Origin of the sequence: Paenibacillus caseinilyticus (assembly GCF_027533645.1) — a bacterium.
Taxonomy (GTDB): domain Bacteria; phylum Bacillota; class Bacilli; order Paenibacillales; family NBRC-103111; genus Paenibacillus_G; species Paenibacillus_G caseinilyticus.
The window spans coordinates 51,769-69,943 of record NZ_JAQAGY010000021.1; the positions used below are offsets into that span (position 1 = coordinate 51,769).

Genomic DNA, 18,175 nt, shown 5'->3' on the forward strand with positions numbered 1-18,175 from the left:
TACTTGGGTTTGCTCTTTATCTTGTCAGCCGGACAGGCTCAAAAAATCCCGCAAAGGCATCTTCGGTCTCGGCCTCTAGGGATGTCTGCAAGGGTTGCTCGGAAACCGGCGGCTTGGGCCAGTACCGCTGACGGTTGAATACTACCTTACCGCCTTTTGGCGTCATGTTCGCCCGGAGCTCATGCGGTATCCCTTCATTGCTTACGATCAGGTGGGCATTATTCCCGCCAAGACCAAACGAGGAAATACCCGCCCTCAGCACATTCCTCTCACCCTGCCACGGCAGGGTCTCTCTTACAATAAAGAAAGGAGATTCCCCGAAGTGGAACCTCGGATTCGGCTCGCTGCAGTTCAGCGTCGGCGGCAGTTCACCGTTCGTCATAGACAGCAGCACCTTGATGATGCTTGCCGCCCCGGCTGCACTTAACAGATGCCCCAGATTCGTTTTCACACTGCCAACCCCGCAGAATTGCTTCTTGCTTGTGAATCGGCCGAAAACCTGGGTGAGCGCCTTGAGTTCAATCGGGTCCCCGATGAGTGTTCCTGTTCCATGAGCCTCCACATAGGTGATGGTTTCGGGATGAACCCCGCCGTCCTCGATAGCCGCTTCGATCAGTTCCCGCTGTGCTTCGGGATTCGGCGTAGTGACACCCATGGTGTTTCCGTCATTGTTGACGGCGGTTCCATCGATGACCCCGTAGATCTTGTCACCGTCTGCGATAGCCGCATCCAGGGATTTCAGCACGAGCACACCGCAGCCCTCCCCCAGCCCGATGCCGTTGGCCGAGGAATCGAAGGTGCGGCAGCGTCCTTCAGGCGACAAGATTTTGGCTGCGCTGAGATCAAGATACATGGTCTCATCGAGCAGGATTTCCACGCCGCCGGCAAGCGCAACTTCCGCCTCCCCGCTCTGTATGGCGCGTACCCCCAGATGAATGGCGGTAAGCGAGCTTGCGCAGGCTGCATCAACGACCATGTTAGGTCCTTTAAAGTTGTAAATATGAGACAGGTGGGCGGTGATAAAGTTTTGACCGGTCGCTACGAGCACATCCTTGGTAGTTCCGCAGTACTTGCTGCCGAAGTTGCTGGTGCGAGTACCCGCAAAAACACCGACGCGTTTTCCCCACAAGTCTTGTTTCCCAAACCCGGCATCGGCGAGCGCCTCGGCGCTTACTTCCAGCCACTGCCGCTGCAGCGGATCGATCTGCTCTGCCAGCGTAGGCGCAATATGGAAATAAGCCGGATCGAAATATTCAATCTGCTCCAGGAATGCCCCCCACTTGCTGATGCTTCTGCCTTCCTTATGCTGTCCCGGTTCGTAATACCGCCGCCAATCCCAACGTGACAGCGGCACTTCTCCCATGCAGTCCGTCCCGGAGCGGAGATTGTTCCAGTAAGACTCGAGCGTCTGCGCCCCCGGAAAATGGCAGGCCATGCCGATTACAGCAACTTTCTTGCGGCTTTCGGCGCCCTTGTTTGCAGGCTGCCTCCTTATGGAATTCACCGGCCTGCCGGCGGGGGATGTGGTGCCGTCCGATCCGCTGCCATGAGGGGCAGCGTCCTCTGCGGATGTCAGATCCCGCTTTTCCACCGATTGGAGAGAAGGGTCCCCTTCCTCTTCAGCGGCCTGTTGCGGATAGAGAAGCCGGGACAGAGCCTCCGGATGACTTTCTGCCAAATACCCGGCCAGTCCCGCGATAGTCCCATGCTCGATAAATGCGGCGGGATCAACCGACACGGTCTTGAGCGTCCGGTCCATCTTCCTTACGACCTGCGCCAGCATAATCGAGTCCATGCCGAAGTCTCCGAACCGCATATCCCTTCCCAGCTTGGCAGGCTCGGTCTTTAGCTCCTCAGCCAACAGCCCCGTAAGCCATACTTCCGTCCGCTCCGTTATTTCATCGTTGATATTCGGGCTTGGCAGCGCCTTGTCCGGAGCAGATGGGATCGAAACCTCATCTTTCCGGGGGGCAGCTGCACTACGTTCCAGCAGCCTTGCGGGCTCCCAGTTCTCTGGACGCACGACAGCCGGCATCACGACAGGTCCAATGCCGCTGGTAATGATCCTGTCCAGCCATTGCAGTCCCTCCTGATTGGTTATGCTTAGCAGCCCTGTATCGTCGTAAGCCTTATTTTTGACCTCGCCGAGCCCGGTCTCTTTCCAGCTGGGCCACTGCACGCTGACGACCGGCAAGCTCCCCTGGTTTGCCGCTGCCGCATAGTCCATATAGGCGTTCGCCATAGCATAATCGCTTCGTCCGGCTGAAAGTGTCGGAATGATGGCCGAAACCGATGAGAACAGCACGAAGAACCGCAGCTGCTCTTCCTTGAAGCAGTCCAGCAGCACATCCACTCCAGCCGTTTTGGGTTCCAGCACCTGCTTGATCGTATCAAGCGGCTTGCTGATAAACGCCGGATTATCCAAATCCCAGCTGCCCGCACAATGAATTACGCCGGCTGCCGGGCCCCACTCACTCCGGATACGGCGTACCTGCTCCGTCATCGCCTCGCGGTCGGACAGCGGTGTGGACAGCACCTTAACCTCAGCGCCCAGCTCCTCCAGCTGCACTATGCGGTCAATCTTATCCCTGCTGGACGAGCCGGCCGCTTCATCCCACAGCTCACGCGGAGGCAGTTCTTCTCTTCCGCACAGCACGAGCCGCTTGACGCCGTGGCGCTCTACATAATGCTTCGCGCAGAGGAAACCAATCCCCCGCGTCCCACCTGTAATCCACAACGCGTCCTGGTCAGTGAAGTCGAGAGAAGACGCACGGCTGCCGGCCGGCTGAGGCAGACCGATCTCCTGCAGCTCCGCCTCGTACCGGCACCCTTTCCGGTAACAAACCTCGTATTCCTGGGCATCCGACTCCAGTTCATCTGCAATGATCGCGGCAATCTCCCCGGCAGAGGCGGAAGCCTCCACATCGATGTGCCTGGAGACCAGCTGCCTGTATTCGCTCTGCAGCATCCGGTACAGCCCCGCCCGATCCGCTCCTGTCCGGAGAACCGATTCGTTCTCCAGCAGCTCGAGTCCTTTCGTCACGCCAAGCACAACAAGCCCTTTGTCACGGCCATGGGCCACAGCCTCCTGGAGGGCCTTAATCCACTCCCAGGAGTGTTCCGTCTCCGACCCGCATCCCGTGATATCGATCCAGGCACCATATTGGGCTCCCCTGAGTAATGATGGTTCTGTCAGCACCTCCACTCGATGGGCCTCAAGCGTTCGCTTCAGCTCGGAGCCGATGTCTTCCGTGCCGGGACCGGCCAGCACGGCGATGGTTCCACTGAAGGGCTTCTTGCTGGTCAGAGGATGCGGCTTCCAACCTTTTTGGAGGCAGCGCAGCGCTCGGCTCTCCTCAAGACCATCAGCTTCCTGCTTACTTACGGCAGGAAGAAGACGCAGCTCGAGACCCTTGATCGCTGCGCGGACATTCCCATTCATATCACAGAACAGCAGATCCGAACTTAGTGTGCCTTCCCCGCTCTTGCGCCTCTGCGCTTGAACAAGCAGCCACACCTCCCCGCCGCTCGGGGTGAACAGCTTCAGCTCCGTCAGCGACACAGGGTGCGCATGCCGAGCCGTCCGTCTGCCTGCAGCGTCATCGCACCAGAGCGCGGATTCAACCGCTGCCTCCAACATTGCCGGATCAAGCGTCCAAGATGCAGGCTCCTCTGTAGAAGACGCCGCCAGCTGAAGACGAAGCGCATATCGTGTTCCGTCGGTGTGTACCTCCTTAACATACGGCAGATGCTCCGGCAGAGCAGCCGCTGTCCACCCGCTGTCCGGCAGCTGGACAGCGGCTGCGCCAGCCTCCGCCGCTTCCCAATGTCCCTTGCCCTGGCAGTAGATGATGCCGGAAGGAGCAGGTCCCGCTTCCCGGTAGATCTCAAAGCCGACTGTGCCGCCGGGCAGCGGCACCAGCGCCGTATGCACCTCTTGCCCGCCTTCGCATTCAGTGATCGGTTCCGGCCAGATGATATCCTGCAGCTTTAAGCAGGCGGGACGATTCGTGTCCGTATCGGATAACGCCAGCGCTGTCCGAGCCATCTCGAGCAGCTGCATCGGCCACGCCTTGACACCGGGATAAGATGATCCCTCCACAAGAAATCCCTTCTCCTGTCCGCACCAGACCGATGTATACCGATGCTCCTGCAGCGTGGAGGTATTGCGGTGCAGGAGGGGGTGAAGAACATCCGCCTGACCGGGGGCACCGTCAATCCCTTTCCGGTCCGCAGGCATGGGCTGCTCCGGCTGCGTCAGCCAATATCTTTCTCTAGCGAAAGGATAACCCGGCAAAGCAAGACGCTGGTAAGCCGTCCCCTTGAAGATCTCGGGCATATCCCAACATTCTCCGCCGGCATACCGTTCGGCCAGACCTGCCAATCTGCTCTTGTGAGCCCGGTTGCTCCCGGCCCTCCTGAAGAGAACGGCTCGGACTTTATCGGCCGGGCTGACGGATACAGTCTGATCAGTATTCGTAACTCCAAAATAGCTGTCCTCCGGCTCCTTGCCTTCCAATACACCCGACAGCTTATTGCTCAAATCCTGCAGAGAGGAGACGACAAACGCCGATCTTACGTTGAACTGTTCTCTGGCTGCCAGCAGGGTTGCGCAAAGATCGTGCAGGTTATGCTGCTCGCCGTAGATGCCGATCCACGCCCTCAGGGCTTTCATTCTCTCTCTCAGCGCCTCCTCGGTCTTAGCCGACAGGCAGATGAGATGGTAAGGGCTCTTCCGCTCCGCCAATTCTAGCGCTGCCGGCGCTTCCTCCAGCAGCAGGTGCGCATTCGTGCCCCCGAATCCGAACGAGCTGACTCCGGCTCTTCTAGGCAGCGGGCGCCCCTGCGCATCGTGCGATTTCTCCCATGCTACCGTATCGTTGAGTATGTAAAAAGGCGTATCCTCCAGCTTGATCCGGTGATTGAGCCGCTGAAAATGGTGGATCTTCGGCAGCTGCCTGTGCTTGAAAGCAAGCAGCGTTTTCACCACACCCGCAATACCGGCTGCCGCTTCCAAATGACCGATATTGGACTTCACGGAGCCTAATGCGCAGTAACCGCTCCCAAGTTCAGCGCCTTCCTCCGCCGCAAGCTGCCCGAAAGCAAGGCACAGCCCCTGGAATTCCAACGGGTCTCCCTTGGGCGTCCCGGTGCCGTGGGCTTCGATGTAGCTGACGGAAGCGGGGGAGACCCCGGCCCGGCGGTATGCTTCGCAGATGACCTCGGCCTGGGCCTCTGGATTGGGATAAGTCAACGTGTGCGTCTTGCCGCTGTGATTGATGGCACTTCCTTTGACAATGCCATAAATCCGGTCCCCATCTTCCAGTGCCAGGGACAACGGCTTGAGCACCAGGATGCCGGCTCCTTCGCTGCGGACATAGCCGTCGGCGCTGTCATCGAACGTCTTGCAGGAACCTGTCGGTGACAGCATTCCTGTCTTCGCGAATGAAATATGCCGCGTCGGGGTCAAGAGGAGATTCACCCCGCCAGCAAGGGCTACCCGGCATTCGCCCGTCTGAAGCGACTGCACCGCCGCATGAATCGCGTTCATAGAGCCCGAACAAGCGGTATCGATCGTGACGCTTGGACCCTTGAAGTTCAGGAAATGAGAAATGCGGTTCGCGATGACCGTGGAAGCGGTACCCGTGGAATGATACGTTTGAATAATCCGGGAAGGCTGCTCCTGCAGCTCCTTATAATCATAATTAAACGCGCTGGTGAATACGCCGACGCTAGTGCCGGACAGCCGGGAAGGAACGATCCCCGCGTCTTCAAGCGCATTCCACGCAAGTTCCAGCATGATGCGCTGCTGGGGATCCATTGTTTCCGCTTCACGGGCCGACAAACCGAAGAAACCGGGGTCGAAGGCATCGACGTCCTTCAGAAACCCGCCCCATTTGCTATAGCTGGTATTGCCCTCCCCATGCTTATCCCCCCAGTAGGCCGACCAGTCCCATCGCTCCGGGGGGATCTCGTCCACACTGGAGCGGCCGGAAACCAGAAGCTTCCAATACTCTTCATAATCTTCCGCCCCAGGGAATCGGCACGCCATGCCCACAATGGCCACTTCCTGCCTGGCCGCTGCCCCCTGTGTCTCGTTCTCGCTGCCTTTCAGCTCCATCACGTTATTTCGCCTCCTGAGATAGAAAAGAGACTGAACCTTGACGGTTCAGTCTGTCTGTCTGAATCTGTTGATCTGGCCCTGCCCGGTCATGCTTGACCCGGCGATGCGCTTACGACCGGGCTGCATCGGCGTAATGCCGTATAAGCTGCAGCAGGACATCCATCTCCTCTTCCGTGCCGATCGTAATCCGCAGCTTATCGGACAGTCTGGGACTGTCAAAATAACGGACATACACCTGCCCGGCTTTCAAAAATTCATAGAGATCTTTCGCTGTATAGGGAACGGGTTTGCACAGCAAGAAATTAGCCTGGGAGGGCGTCACCTCGAAACCGAGATTCACCAGCTCCTGAGAGACCCGATCCCGGGTAGCGATAACCCTGCGGGTTGTCGACTGCAAATAGGGCTGGTCTTCGAAGGCCGCCGCCGCAAGCAGCTGGCTGAGATGACTCACATTGTAGGAGTCTCTGCACTTGTCCAACGCTCCGACAAGTTTAGGATCAGCCAGACAGAACCCGACGCGGATCCCGCATAAGGAATAGGACTTGGAGAAGGTGCGCAGCACCACCAGATTCGGGTACCGGCCGATCAGGCTGGCGGCGGATGAGCCGGCAGGAGCGAAGTCGATATATGCTTCGTCGATGACGACCAGCCCGTCGTAGCTTTGCAGCAGCTCTTCAATCTCAGCCAGGGGCAGCATCAGCCCGGTCTGCGCATTCGGATTTGCAATAAAAATCCCCTTGGCTCCCGTTCTTGCCAGCGCCTTTACATCGATGGTGAAATCGTCAGCCGTTTCAACAAACGCGGTCCGTACGCGGTGAATATCGGCGATGGTTTTGTACAACGTATAGGTAGGATAAGGAGTAGCGATCCTATCATGCTCCTCGAAGCAGACGCGGAACAAATAGGAAATAACCTCATCGGAACCGTTACCGGCGAACACGTGCCCGTAGGGCAAGTCGAAATGCGCTGCGATTAGCTCCCTTAAAGGCTGGCTTGCTGCGTCGGGATAATACCGGAGCTCTGAAGCATCAAAGCTGCTTAGCAGCTCTTTTACACAGGGCGACGGCGGATACGGGTTTTCGTTCGCGTTGATTTTGATGACCCTTCCGTTCATGGGAGGCTGAATCCCCGGCACGTAAGGCTCAAGCTGTTCTATAGACGGTTTGATATACATAGTTGACCTCCTGCCATCGCGAAAGGTTGATCGTTAAGAAAAGCAAGGGCACTGCAGCTGGCGCTGCAGGCGGTATTTATCTTGCTTCTATGTGGCGAGCTGCAGGAAACGGCGCTGCAGCAGACCGGCGGTCTCGTCGCACAGCTGCCGGGCGATATCGTCCACATGACGCTGCCGCCAGTCTTCCATAGCCGACCCTTTGACCCACTGATTGAATGCGCCGAGGGCTGGTCCGCAATGGATCTGATAATTGACGCGCTGCTTCGGATCCCCTTTTATCGCTGCGAGATTGGTCATCGCAAGGTACCATTTGAAGATCAGCGCCATTTTAAACTTCGGATCCCGTTCGGCCCTCTCCAGCTCTCCGGGCGGCTTGTATGCTTGAACCTCGCCGTATACCTCTTCGAAGGATTTCCCGAAAAACTTCTCCTCGATCATCCGGCGGGTTCCGATATCGATCTGTTCGACCGAATCATAGTTACGATAAATTTCGTACAGGCGGTTCGCACGGGCCGAGAAGAAGCCGCCTTTCTTCAGCACCTGTACCTTGGAGCCCAGCTCAAACATATCCCCTGCCGGAGCATAATCCATATCCTGGATATCCGCCTGCTGCAGCAGGTCCTTGACCGCATCACTGGTACCGGCCTCCACGGTGCATTGATTGATGGAGCCCGTGACGATGTAATCGGCGCCCATGGCATAAGCGGCGAGCGCCGCCTCCGGGGTTCCGATTCCCCCTGCAGCGCCCACGCGGATCCTCTTGTCATAGCGGAAGCGGTTCATGATCGTGTCCCGCAGGCGGATGATAGTAGGCAAGAGCGTGTAAGGGGAACGGTGATCCGTATGTCCTCCCGAATCCGCCTCGACGGAGATGTCATCCGCGACCGGAACCCTTTGCAGCCACTCGGCCACTTCCGGAGAAATGATGCCTTCCTGGAGCAGCTTCATGACGATACGATGGGGGGCGGGATTCAGGAACGCTTCCGCCACCTCGGGCCGCGAGATCTTGGCAATCACGCGGTTGTCTGCGGTCACGCTTCCGTCCGGCAGGCGACGCAGACCGTCCGCACGGTATCGGACCAGTGCAGCATTGACGCCCATGTAAGCGGAGGCTTCCACGACCCGCACCCCGTACTTCAGATATAAATCAACCAGCTGCTCCTCCCTGTCCGGGCGGTCGGGATCATGCAGCAGATTGAAACCGTAGGGCTCTCCGTTCGGCAGCTGCTCCTTTATGCTGCAGAGCGCCTCTTCGATCCGATCGGGGCTCAGCCCGCCTGCCCCGTACACCCCTAGAATACCGGCCTTCCCGGCACGTACGACCATGGCTTCAGACGCGATTCCTTTATACATCGCTCCCGCAATGTAGGCGTACTTGAGGCCGTAGTCCCTTTTAAACTCGGCATCACCCAGCGTCATTCCGATGCTGTCCTCCGCTGCAGCCTCCTCTGGAAGGCCAGGCGGTTCTTCTGCATGATCAACAGCCTCCTGCTGAATCTGCAGAGGCAGCGCCTCTTTTCGGATCGAGGCAATCAGCTTGGTGAGCACATTCCCGGGGCCGATTTCTTTATAGTCTTCGACACCGAGTCCCATCATATAACGGATTGTATCTGTCCACTGCACCGAATGCGTGATCTGGCTGGCGAGCAGCGGCTTCAGCTGCTGCGGCCTGTAGGGCCTGGCCGTCACATTGGCAATGACGGGATAGCTCGTCGGCCCGAAGTGAAAGCCATCCAGGAAGACCGCGAAGCGCTCCGCCGCATCATTCATCATCCGGGAATGGAAGGCACCGCTCACCTTCAGTGGAATTACCATGCGGGCCCCCGCTTGCTCCAAGGCCTCTTGCGCCAGGGGAATATCCGATTGGGGTCCGGAAATCACGATCTGCGACAACGAATTATAGTTGGCGATGTCAATCAGATCCAACCCCCGGTCCGACAGCACCTCCGTAAGCCGCTTCTCAGCCAGTCCGATCACGGCGGCCATACCGCCTCCGCTCGCACCGCTCATCAGTTCCCCCCGCTGCTTCACGAGCTTTAGACCTGTTTCAAAATCAAATGCGCCGGAAGCAAATAACGCACTGTATTCCCCGAGGCTGTGGCCTGCGGCTACATCAGGGGGACCCGACTTTTCGACCTCCTCCAGATAATGCAGCGCATTGACAACATAGAGCGCAGGCTGAGTGTACTGGGTTTGCCCCAGCAGACTTTCCGGATCCTCGAGACATAATTCCTTGATGGAGTATCCCAGGATCCGGTCGGCCTGAGCCGTCAAATCCGGATATTTGTCGAACAGCCCCTCTCCCATTCCCCGGTGCTGCGATCCCTGGCCGGGAAACACAAATGCCTTCATGGGCCCTACCTCCTTTTTAATAGCCATAGACTTTGTTGCTTGTATGCTGATGCTGAGATCTTGGATCCGGCGGTCCCAGCCAGCGGTTTCCTGTCCGAAGCGCGTAAGAATGGACATGGCCTCCAAAACCGAGTTGGAGTGAGGACGGCGCTTCACCATACCTGCCATCCCCCCGGACGGTCCAAGATCGATCAAGAAGGCGGGGCCGAGAGACTCCACCGTTGCCAGACTGTCCCGAAGGGCAATTGGCTGACGGATCACGTTCCAGAAGTACGCTCCGGGGAGCTCTTGGAGAAGCGAACCGTCCAGCCCCGACACAATCGGTACTCTGCCTGTTTGGAAGCTTTTGCCTGACAAGTATCGCTGATAAGCCTGTGCGGCATCATCGATATACCGCGAATGAAACGCATGGGAGACCGGCAGCCTGTCGTGCACCACATGACTGCGGCGCAGATAGCCCGCCATAGAGCGGACATCCTCCTCTAAGCCCGAGAGCACATAATGCCCTTCGGATAACCGGGCGGCAAGCTCGAGCTGCCCGAGCGAGGAGGGAATCTCGGCAGAGGACCCGGTCTCATGCAGTACTGCGAGCATCCCCCCTCCAGCACAGCCGGACTCCAGCAGCTTAGCCTGTTCAATGACCATCTCCATGCCATCCTCCCAGCCTATGAATCCGGCAGCAGCGGCGGCGGCAAACTCGCCAAGGCTCTCGCCCAGCACATAATCCGGAACTATGCCCCTGGATTCAACGAGCTTCGTCAAAGCAATCTCAATCATATAAATCGCCGGATGCGTATATAGCGTTCGGGTGAAGGAGCCAGAGTGGTTCCGGTCATACACCACATCAAGTACGGAAGAACCCAGCATGGCGGAAGCGGCCTGATCCAGCCGGTGCAGCCACTCCCCGAACACCGGCTCCTTCTCAAAGAGCGGCCTTCCCATGCCGTAATACTGGGAGCCTTGGCCAGAATACATGAATACAACGGGTTTGCTCATAGCGGATCTCCCGGAATTGAGAATGTGTTCGAGATGCCTGAAATAAAGGAGGCTGTGCCACCTTCGGAAGCTTCCAGCACTGCATCGCGGGGATAAGCGATAGCAACGGCAGAGGGGCCTGCTACGAACGCAGTGAACCGGTACTGCGGAAAACAGACATATTGTCCTTGCATCATCATCTCCTCTGCCTGAAGGTGCAGGGTCTCATAACAAGAAACGGGCATCGTCAACCCGGTCCTTAGCACCTTGGAGAGAGCCTCCTTCGCCGTCCACAGCAGCGCCAGTGCTGTACTCCGGGCATAGGGGAGCTGTCGGAGGGCGTCTCGCTCTGCTGCGGTCAGCAGGCTGTCCATCGCATCGGTTCGATCCTCCCGGATGAGTTCCAGATCGATTCCCAGCGGAATGTCCTCATGGAATGCAAGCGCACAGGCCGCTCGATCCACATGTGTGATACTGGTTTGGACGTTCGAATGCCCGGGGACGGTGACGACCGGGTGCTCCAGCAGTCCGTGCAGAACAGCAATGTCCCTCAGGGGGATGCCTCCCTTGAGCCAGGCGGCTGCCGCATGTTTTGCAGCATAACGCCCGGCCAAATAACTGCGCCTGCGCCTCTCAAAAGTCTGCTTGTCCAAGTACGCCAGTTCGCCTGCATGAAGCCACCCCGCCTGTTCATCCGGCACATCAGCGGTTGCGCAGGCTGCCAGTACCGCCTTATACCGTCTCTGCGGCGTAAACAGCAAGAAATGACAAATGCTGCATCCCTGATGAAGAAGCGCGTCTAATTGCCTGTTCTGCTCCTGTGCCAGACCGGCAGCACCTCCCTCTTGTGCGCTGGACATCACAAAAAACATGCCCTGCGGATGCACCTTCCCCCGCTCATCTGCAAGCATGCACACTACCCATATATTTATGTGAACCAATGACACCCTAACGCGCCGCAACGTCGATTAAAGATAACCTGGTCTATGTCTGAATGCTTACGAATCTGCTATAAAGCAGGAATTCTGGCTATGTAAATTTGAATGTTCTTGGATATCTTATCCGACAGGACGAAAAGTGTCAATTTATATTATTGATTCCATTTTGCGACAAATTTCTCATTAAATCCTTGGTATAATATGTGAACCCTTATCCAAATTTTTATAGAATTGAGGAATGATGTTAGTGCATTGGTACGCGTTATTTGTAGAATCGGGACAGGAAGATACCGTCCAGCATTGCTTGAGAAAGGAGTTCGCGGAATCTGTTCTAACATCCTTGGTTCCCAAACGCAGAGTTCCTGAAAGAAAGCTGGGACTAATCCGGCATACCGTACGCAACATGTTTCCCGGATACGTGCTGATCAGAACAAGCTTACATCCAGAGCTGTATTACACACTGCGCAGAATTCCCCATGTGCTGCAGTTGTTAACGCACAAAAAAAACAGCAGTAATGAACCACTGGAATATTTCACGCTCTCCTCCATACCGGAGTGGGAAATCGCCCCTCTGCTAGAGCTCCTCGACGAAGCAGATGTCATGGATTACTCCACCATCCGACTGCACGTTCATTCACAAATTCAGGTTGTCTCCGGCCCTCTTCGCGGAAGGGAAAGATTCATCAAAAAAGTGGACCGGCACAAACAACGCGCTACGCTCCAGCTTCCTTTCCTTGGTGAATGCCGGTCCATTGAGGTGGGCATTCAGATCGTATACCCTTCCATAGAGCAAAGTGCGCCCTTATAGCCCCCGTAACTCTGCCTGCCGGCACGTCTTCTTAGTACGAATTGTCACTTAAAACACATCACCGGACACAACAAAGAAGGCGGCCGCTTTATTAGCTCAGCAGACCGCCTGTTTCTCATAAAATCCAGAATTACCCAGTTTTTTTCGTTCCCTAACGAAGATCGCAGCGTTAGACGGCCGAGATTCCCGCCTGCTGGTATACCCGCCCGATAACCTTGGCTAGGATGGCTACCCCGCGCTCCAGCTCTTCTTCGCTTGCCGTCAGGCTGATCCGGATGCATTCATTCGCGTGACTCCAGTTTTCTGGCAATCCTTGGAAGAAGGTGGAGCCAGGCACGACGATCAGCCCCTCCTGCTTCAACTCCACATACAACTGCGCGTCAGCGATAGGCAGATCCTTGAACCACATCCAGGCAAAGATGGACCCCTCGCCAACATGCAGATGCCATGGCACATCGTCCGGCATGAGCTTGTCCAATGCGGATTCCCACACCCGGAAGCGCTTGTGATAAAATTCCTTAATGACCCTGGAAGAAATATCGGCCAGTTCTCCCGACATGATCGCCCGGGCCGCAAGCGCCTGACCGAACCGGGAAGAATGAATATTCATGTTTGCCTGGAAAGCCTCCAGCAGCTGGATATATTTCTCATGGGCAATAGCGACGCCGACCCGCTCTCCTGGCAGTCCAACTTTCGACAAACTGACACAATGAATGACATTCTCATGCCATACGGGCTTCATATCCGTGAATACCATATCCGGGAAAGGCGGCGCGTAGGCCGAATCAATCAGAACCGGCACATCCTGCTCCGCACACAGCTGTACGATGCGGTTAACTTCCTGTTCGGTCATCAGGTTGCCGCTTGGATTGCAGGGCCGGGAGAACAAGACGGCACCCACCGACTCGTCGATGGACAGGTTATCGATATCCGGACGGTACTTGAAGCGGTGCCTTGCTTGGATATCCAGCGTAGGCTTAAGCGATTTCAACACATGCTTGGACAGCACAACACCGCCGTAGCCTGTGTAGTCAGGACACAGCGGCAGGATCAGCGACCGGTCATTGCCCTTTCCGTCCGGACCGGAGAAAGCATTGGCCGCCATAAAATACAGCGTCTGGCTGCCCGGCGTCACAAGCACATTCTTCTTCGTCAATCCCCACCCATATTCCTTATTGAACCAGTGGACAATTGCATCGATAAACGGCTCATAGCCTTGGCTGGAGCCATAGCGTCCAATAATTCCGCCGAATTCCTGCCCTTCTAGGAGTTCGCCTGCATACTTGCGCCACAGCGCCTCTACTTCAGGCAGAATCAGAGGGTTGCCTGCACTGACATCGATATACTCTCTCGGTGTTTGTGACTCGCTAATTTCTTTGATGTCCTTCATGATCGAGCGGACACCTGTCAATTCGGACATCTTGACTCCAGTCTTGCTAAGATGGACTTCCGGCATCATAAGCCTCCTTATAACCCGTGAATTGATCAATGAAAACGCTCGATCCCTCCGCCGGCAACACTCCAGGATCGGGTCTGCGTAACCTAGAAAGATCAAGTCCACGGATATCAAATTATACATTATCAAAAATTCGTATCCGTAGAAAAAGTACCACATATTATCATTTAAGTAAATATTGACAATCCTTTTGTGCCCATGATATAGTTCCCTCAATCCGATAAACACGAAGACGGGAAAAGTAGGAAAGGTCTATGATTACAAAGCGACCGGGGATGGTGAGAGCCCGGAATCAGCCTTACCCGAAAGCCATCCCTGAGTTGCGCTCCGAATCATAGTAGGAGATTGCCGGTTATCCTCCGTTACGGGATCGAGTGGGCTGAATCGTTCAGTCAACTAGGGTGGTACCGCGTGAGCATGCTCTCGTCCCTTTTAGGGATGAGGGCTTTTTTGCGTTCTGTTATCCTGTCTTAGTCCAAGTGCCTATCGTATATCTAAGAAAGCTGGTGGTCCGCTTGTCCATGAACTGGAACAAACTCCTCTCCCCCGTTATCCTACATTTACCGCCTTCGGGCATACGCCGGTTCTTCGACTTGGCCGCCGAGATGAAAGATATCATCTCGCTTGGCGTTGGAGAGCCTGACTTTGTAACCCCCCGCCTCATCCGGGATGCCGCCTGCCAATCCTTGGCTAAGGGAGAAACGATGTATACCTCCAATGCAGGGCTCTTGGAGCTCCGTGAGGAGATCGCCGCCCACCTGCATCAGTCCTACGGGGTGATGTATGAGCCGAGGGATGAACTGTTGATTACGGTCGGCACAAGTGAAGCGCTGGATCTTGCTCTCCGTGCCATTGTATGCCCCGGCGACGAAATTCTGATTCCGGAACCATGCTATGTGTCCTACGCCTCCTGTACCCTTATGGCCGGAGGTGTCCCTGTACCGATCCGCTTGACTGCAGAGCAAGAGTTCAAACTGTCCGCCGAACAGGTTGAAGCAGCGATAACCCCCCGGACGAAGGCGATCATCATCAACTATCCGAGCAATCCCACCGGAGCGATCATGACCCGTGAGGAGCTTGAGCGGATTGCGTCCGTTGTCCGCCGTCATGGTCTCATTGTACTGTCCGATGAGGTGTACGATAAACTGGTCTACGAAGGCACGCACACCTGCTTCTCCTCCCTTCCCGGTATGAAGGAGCATACCATTCTGCTGAACGGATTCTCCAAGGGCTATGCCATGACCGGATGGCGGCTTGGCTATGTATGCGGGAATCGGGAAGCCGTCGCCGCCATGACCAAGATTCACCAGTACACCATGCTTTGCGCACCGATTACGGCCCAGAAGGCTGCCATCGACGCGCTGCGGCGGGGACAGGAAGACATCGCGGTGATGGTCGAATCCTACAACCAGCGCAGAAGGTTAGTACTTAAGGAACTGGCTGATATCGGGCTGCCCTGCTTTGAACCCAAGGGTGCATTCTATCTCTTTCCTTCCATCAAGCATACGGGATTCACCTCGGAGGAATTCGCTGAACGGCTGCTGAAGGAAGCCCATGTTGCTGTGGTTCCAGGCAATGCCCTGGGCGCAAGCGGTGAGGGACATATCCGTATTTCCTACGCTTCCTCTGTGGAGAATCTTCTGACGGCGCTTGAGCGGATTGGGAAATTTATGACGGCTTCCTCCAAGTCCTTCTAGCGCGTTGCGCTCCGGAGAGCCCCCAGCCTTCACCCCATTGCAGGAACACGCAAACAAGAAGCCCGCTGCACTTGGCAGCGGGCCCCCGCGTTACCTGTCGAGCGTCACTTCCGGATGCCGTATCTGGCGGCAAGATCGGTCAGATAGTTGGACTCGTTCGAGGCACGCTCGGTGAAAGCAGCGGAATCCTGGTAGGCCGCTTCCATCTGCATGCCCTTCAGCTTCTGCTGAAAGACGGGATCCCCGGCCATCTCTCCGATCAAGGCCTCCCACTTGGCACGGATCTCATCCGGCGTGCCGGCAGGCAGCGACAGTCCGGTCCACCACCGGACCGACAGTCCCCTCACTCCTTGTTCCTCCGCCGTAGGCACTTCCGGCACGAAGGGGCTGCGCCGGTCGGACACGACGGCGAGCAGCTTGATTTTGCCCGCCTTGGCCAGCGGGTACAACTCCGCTACCGTATGCACGGCCAGTACAGCATGGCCTCCCGCAATCATCGGAGCGGACTCCGATGCCCCCTTGGTCGCCACCATCTTGGACTTCGCAAAATCCGCTCCGATCACCTTCATCCACTCCGCCACAGCGAAGGAGGAGAAGCCGGACGGCCCCACACTGGTCCATGTCAGCTGGTCCGGATGGGCTGTTACCCAGTCGGAGAACGACCGGAAGTCGTTCCACGGGGCATCCGCGCTGACAGCAAAGACGGCGGCATCTTCCACGATGCGGGCCACGAACAGGTGGTCCGCCATTCCGACTGGCGGGGAACTGAGCCCGGCCGTCAGCATCGACGTACTCGAGTTGTTGTCCGCAAGCACGGTATACCCGTCCTTCGGCGCCTGCTTCAGGGCCGCCTGGGCGCCGATCGCCCCGCCGCCGCCGGGTTTGTTCACGACGACGACCGGCTGCCCCCACGCCTTGCCCGCATATTCCGCTACCGCTCTCGCTACGAGGTCCACTCCGCCTCCCGGCGAGAACGGTACGATATATTCAATCTGCTTGGCCGGATACGTCTTGGCTGCCCGGCTGCCGCCAGTAGTACAAGCGGACAGCAGTACCCCCAATACGGCCGCCCCCACTGCCGCTGTCTTCCATCCCATTCTCACTTTGATCACCCACTCCTTACTTAAGCGATGTCTTGGTACTCTCCAGCCTCCTGATCGATCCGCTCCTGGGCTTTTCGCTTCAGCCGGACCGACACGGCAAGCAGAAGTATAGCCGCCGCCAGAAGCCCCGCCGTCAGCGGCCGCTCCAGGAAAATATCAGGCTTCCGCCCGACAGCGATACCGACTGCAGGAAGGACTGCTCGAACAAGGGACCGAGAATGAAGCCAAGGATAAAGGGAAGCACCGGCCAATGGAACTTGTGGAACGCATAGCCGAGTCCGCCGAAGAGCAGCGCTATGGCCACATCAAATAGCGAGCTGCGAAGCGTATAAGCCCCGATTGTGCTCAGCAGCAGAATGAACGGTCCCATCATCCCGTAGGGGATACGGGTCAGTCTCGCCCACAGCCCGACCAGCGGCAGGTTAAGTACGAGCAGCATCACGTTGCCGATGAACATGCTGGCGATGACCGTCCAGACGACCGCTGCGTTCTGCTCGAACAGCATCGGCCCCGGCGTCAGGCCATAGATCATCAGTCCGGCCAATAATACGGCAAGCGGCGGCGAGGAGGGAATGCCCAGCGAGAAGAGCGGGATGAACCCCGCGGAGCTCGTGGCATTGTTCGCGGCCTCCGGCGCCGCTACCCCTTCCATCGCCCCTTTGCCGAACGCTTCCGGCGAAGCGGATACTTTCTTCTCTACATCATAGGCGAGGAACGCGGAGACGGCCGCCGAGCAGCCGGGAAGCAGCCCCAGCACGAAGCCGATCACGCCCCCGCGCACAAAAGCAGGCGTGCAGCGCACCAGCTCCGACCGGGTTGGGTACAGCCGGCCGAGCCGGGTGCTTGTAATCTGCGCCCGCTGCTCTTCCATTCCCTTGAACACCTCGGTCACGGCGAACAGCCCGATGATGACGCTGACCATCTCGATTCCGCCGGTGAGCGCCGTGAGGCCGTAGTCGAACCGGGGCATGCCGGTCATCGGACCGAGGCCTACGGCCGCCAGCAGGAAGCCCGCAGCCCCCATCGTCAGCGCCTTGGCCAGCGACCGGCCGGAGAGCTGGATGATGAGCGTGAGCGCAAGGAACATCAGCGCGGTATACTCGGGCGGCCCGAACGCCAGAGCCCGGTCCGCCAGCCAAGGCGCGAAGCCGACCAGACCGATCAGCGCCGCCGTCCCCGCTGCGAAGGAAGCGATGGCTGCGATGCCCAAGGCAGGCCCGCCCCGGCCTTTGCGGGCCAGCGGATAACCGTCCAGGCAGGTCGGAATCGAAGACACTTCCCCCGGGATATTCATCAGGATCGCGGTAGTCGATCCTCCGTACATCGCGCCGTAATAGATGCCTGCCAGCATAATCATCCCCTGGGTGGGACCGAGCACCGTCGTCAGCGGCAGCAGAATGGCAATGGCCGAGGTCGGACCGAGGCCGGGCAGCACGCCGACGAAGGTGCCTACCAGCGCCCCGATGGCCGCCATGAGCAGATTCTCCAGCGTGAGAGCCTGGGCTAAGCCCCCGAACAGCATACTCCAGGATTCCATGCGGCTTCCTC

8 protein-coding genes, 1 pseudogene and 1 other annotated feature are annotated in these 18,175 nt (G+C 57.4%); of the genes and pseudogenes, 2 read left to right on the plus strand and 7 right to left on the minus strand.

Annotated features, from left to right (window positions below):
• Nucleotides 1–16: 16 nt before the first annotated feature.
• From O9H32_RS24895 to O9H32_RS24910, 4 genes are all read right to left on the minus strand, one after another.
• Entirely contained in the window at nt 17–6,121 is a 6,105-nt protein-coding gene (locus tag O9H32_RS24895; RefSeq protein ID WP_269868884.1) for a beta-ketoacyl synthase N-terminal-like domain-containing protein, read from the minus strand.
• Nucleotides 6,122–6,233: 112 nt separating this feature from the next.
• Entirely contained in the window at nt 6,234–7,298 is a 1,065-nt protein-coding gene (gene hisC / locus O9H32_RS24900) for a histidinol-phosphate transaminase (protein ID WP_269868829.1), read from the minus strand.
• A gap of 87 nt (nt 7,299–7,385) precedes the next feature.
• Nucleotides 7,386–10,646 carry an ACP S-malonyltransferase gene (gene fabD, locus O9H32_RS24905; RefSeq protein WP_269868830.1) on the minus strand — a complete coding sequence of 1,087 codons (3,261 nt, stop codon included), beginning with the start codon at nt 10,644–10,646 and terminating at the stop codon, nt 7,386–7,388.
• On the minus strand, nt 10,643–11,386 hold the full coding sequence (locus tag O9H32_RS24910; protein ID WP_269868831.1) for a 4'-phosphopantetheinyl transferase family protein: 744 nt from the start codon (nt 11,384–11,386) through the stop codon (nt 10,643–10,645). Before O9H32_RS24910 ends, fabD begins: the two co-directional genes overlap by 4 nt.
• A gap of 418 nt (nt 11,387–11,804) precedes the next feature.
• Between O9H32_RS24910 and loaP the strand changes: the two genes are divergently transcribed.
• A complete protein-coding gene (loaP, locus tag O9H32_RS24915) occupies nt 11,805–12,371 on the plus strand; it encodes an antiterminator LoaP (RefSeq protein WP_269868885.1) in 567 nt (188 codons plus the stop codon).
• Between the two features lie 169 nt (nt 12,372–12,540).
• Here the strand turns inward: loaP and O9H32_RS24920 are convergent, their stop codons facing one another.
• Nucleotides 12,541–13,827, minus strand: a complete 1,287-nt coding sequence (locus O9H32_RS24920) for a valine--pyruvate transaminase (protein ID WP_269868832.1) — start codon at nt 13,825–13,827, stop codon at nt 12,541–12,543.
• 220 nt (nt 13,828–14,047) lie between these two features.
• Nucleotides 14,048–14,261, plus strand: a binding site (T-box leader).
• 87 nt (nt 14,262–14,348) lie between these two features.
• On the opposite strand from O9H32_RS24920, the gene O9H32_RS24925 reads away from it, so the two are divergent.
• Nucleotides 14,349–15,524, plus strand: coding sequence for an aminotransferase class I/II-fold pyridoxal phosphate-dependent enzyme (locus tag O9H32_RS24925; RefSeq protein ID WP_269868833.1), 1,176 nt, complete (start codon nt 14,349–14,351; stop codon nt 15,522–15,524).
• Between the two features lie 104 nt (nt 15,525–15,628).
• Here the strand turns inward: O9H32_RS24925 and O9H32_RS24930 are convergent, their stop codons facing one another.
• Nucleotides 15,629–16,636, minus strand: a complete 1,008-nt coding sequence (locus tag O9H32_RS24930) for a tripartite tricarboxylate transporter substrate binding protein (RefSeq protein ID WP_269868834.1) — start codon at nt 16,634–16,636, stop codon at nt 15,629–15,631.
• Between the two features lie 11 nt (nt 16,637–16,647).
• Nucleotides 16,648–18,164 (minus strand): annotated as a pseudogene (locus O9H32_RS24935) (tripartite tricarboxylate transporter permease).
• Nucleotides 18,165–18,175 lie beyond the last annotated feature (11 nt).

Excerpts from the sequence above, each read along its gene's own strand:
- O9H32_RS24895 (WP_269868884.1), bottom strand. The coding sequence starts at position 6,121 with ATGGAGCTGAAAGGCAGCGAGAACGAGACACAGGGGGCAGCGGCCAGG.
- hisC (WP_269868829.1), bottom strand. The coding sequence starts at position 7,298 with ATGTATATCAAACCGTCTATAGAACAGCTTGAGCCTTACGTGCCGGGG.
- fabD (WP_269868830.1), bottom strand. The coding sequence starts at position 10,646 with ATGAGCAAACCCGTTGTATTCATGTATTCTGGCCAAGGCTCCCAGTAT.
- loaP (WP_269868885.1), top strand. The coding sequence starts at position 11,805 with ATGTTAGTGCATTGGTACGCGTTATTTGTAGAATCGGGACAGGAAGAT.
- O9H32_RS24920 (WP_269868832.1), bottom strand. The coding sequence starts at position 13,827 with ATGCCGGAAGTCCATCTTAGCAAGACTGGAGTCAAGATGTCCGAATTG.
- O9H32_RS24925 (WP_269868833.1), top strand. The coding sequence starts at position 14,349 with ATGAACTGGAACAAACTCCTCTCCCCCGTTATCCTACATTTACCGCCT.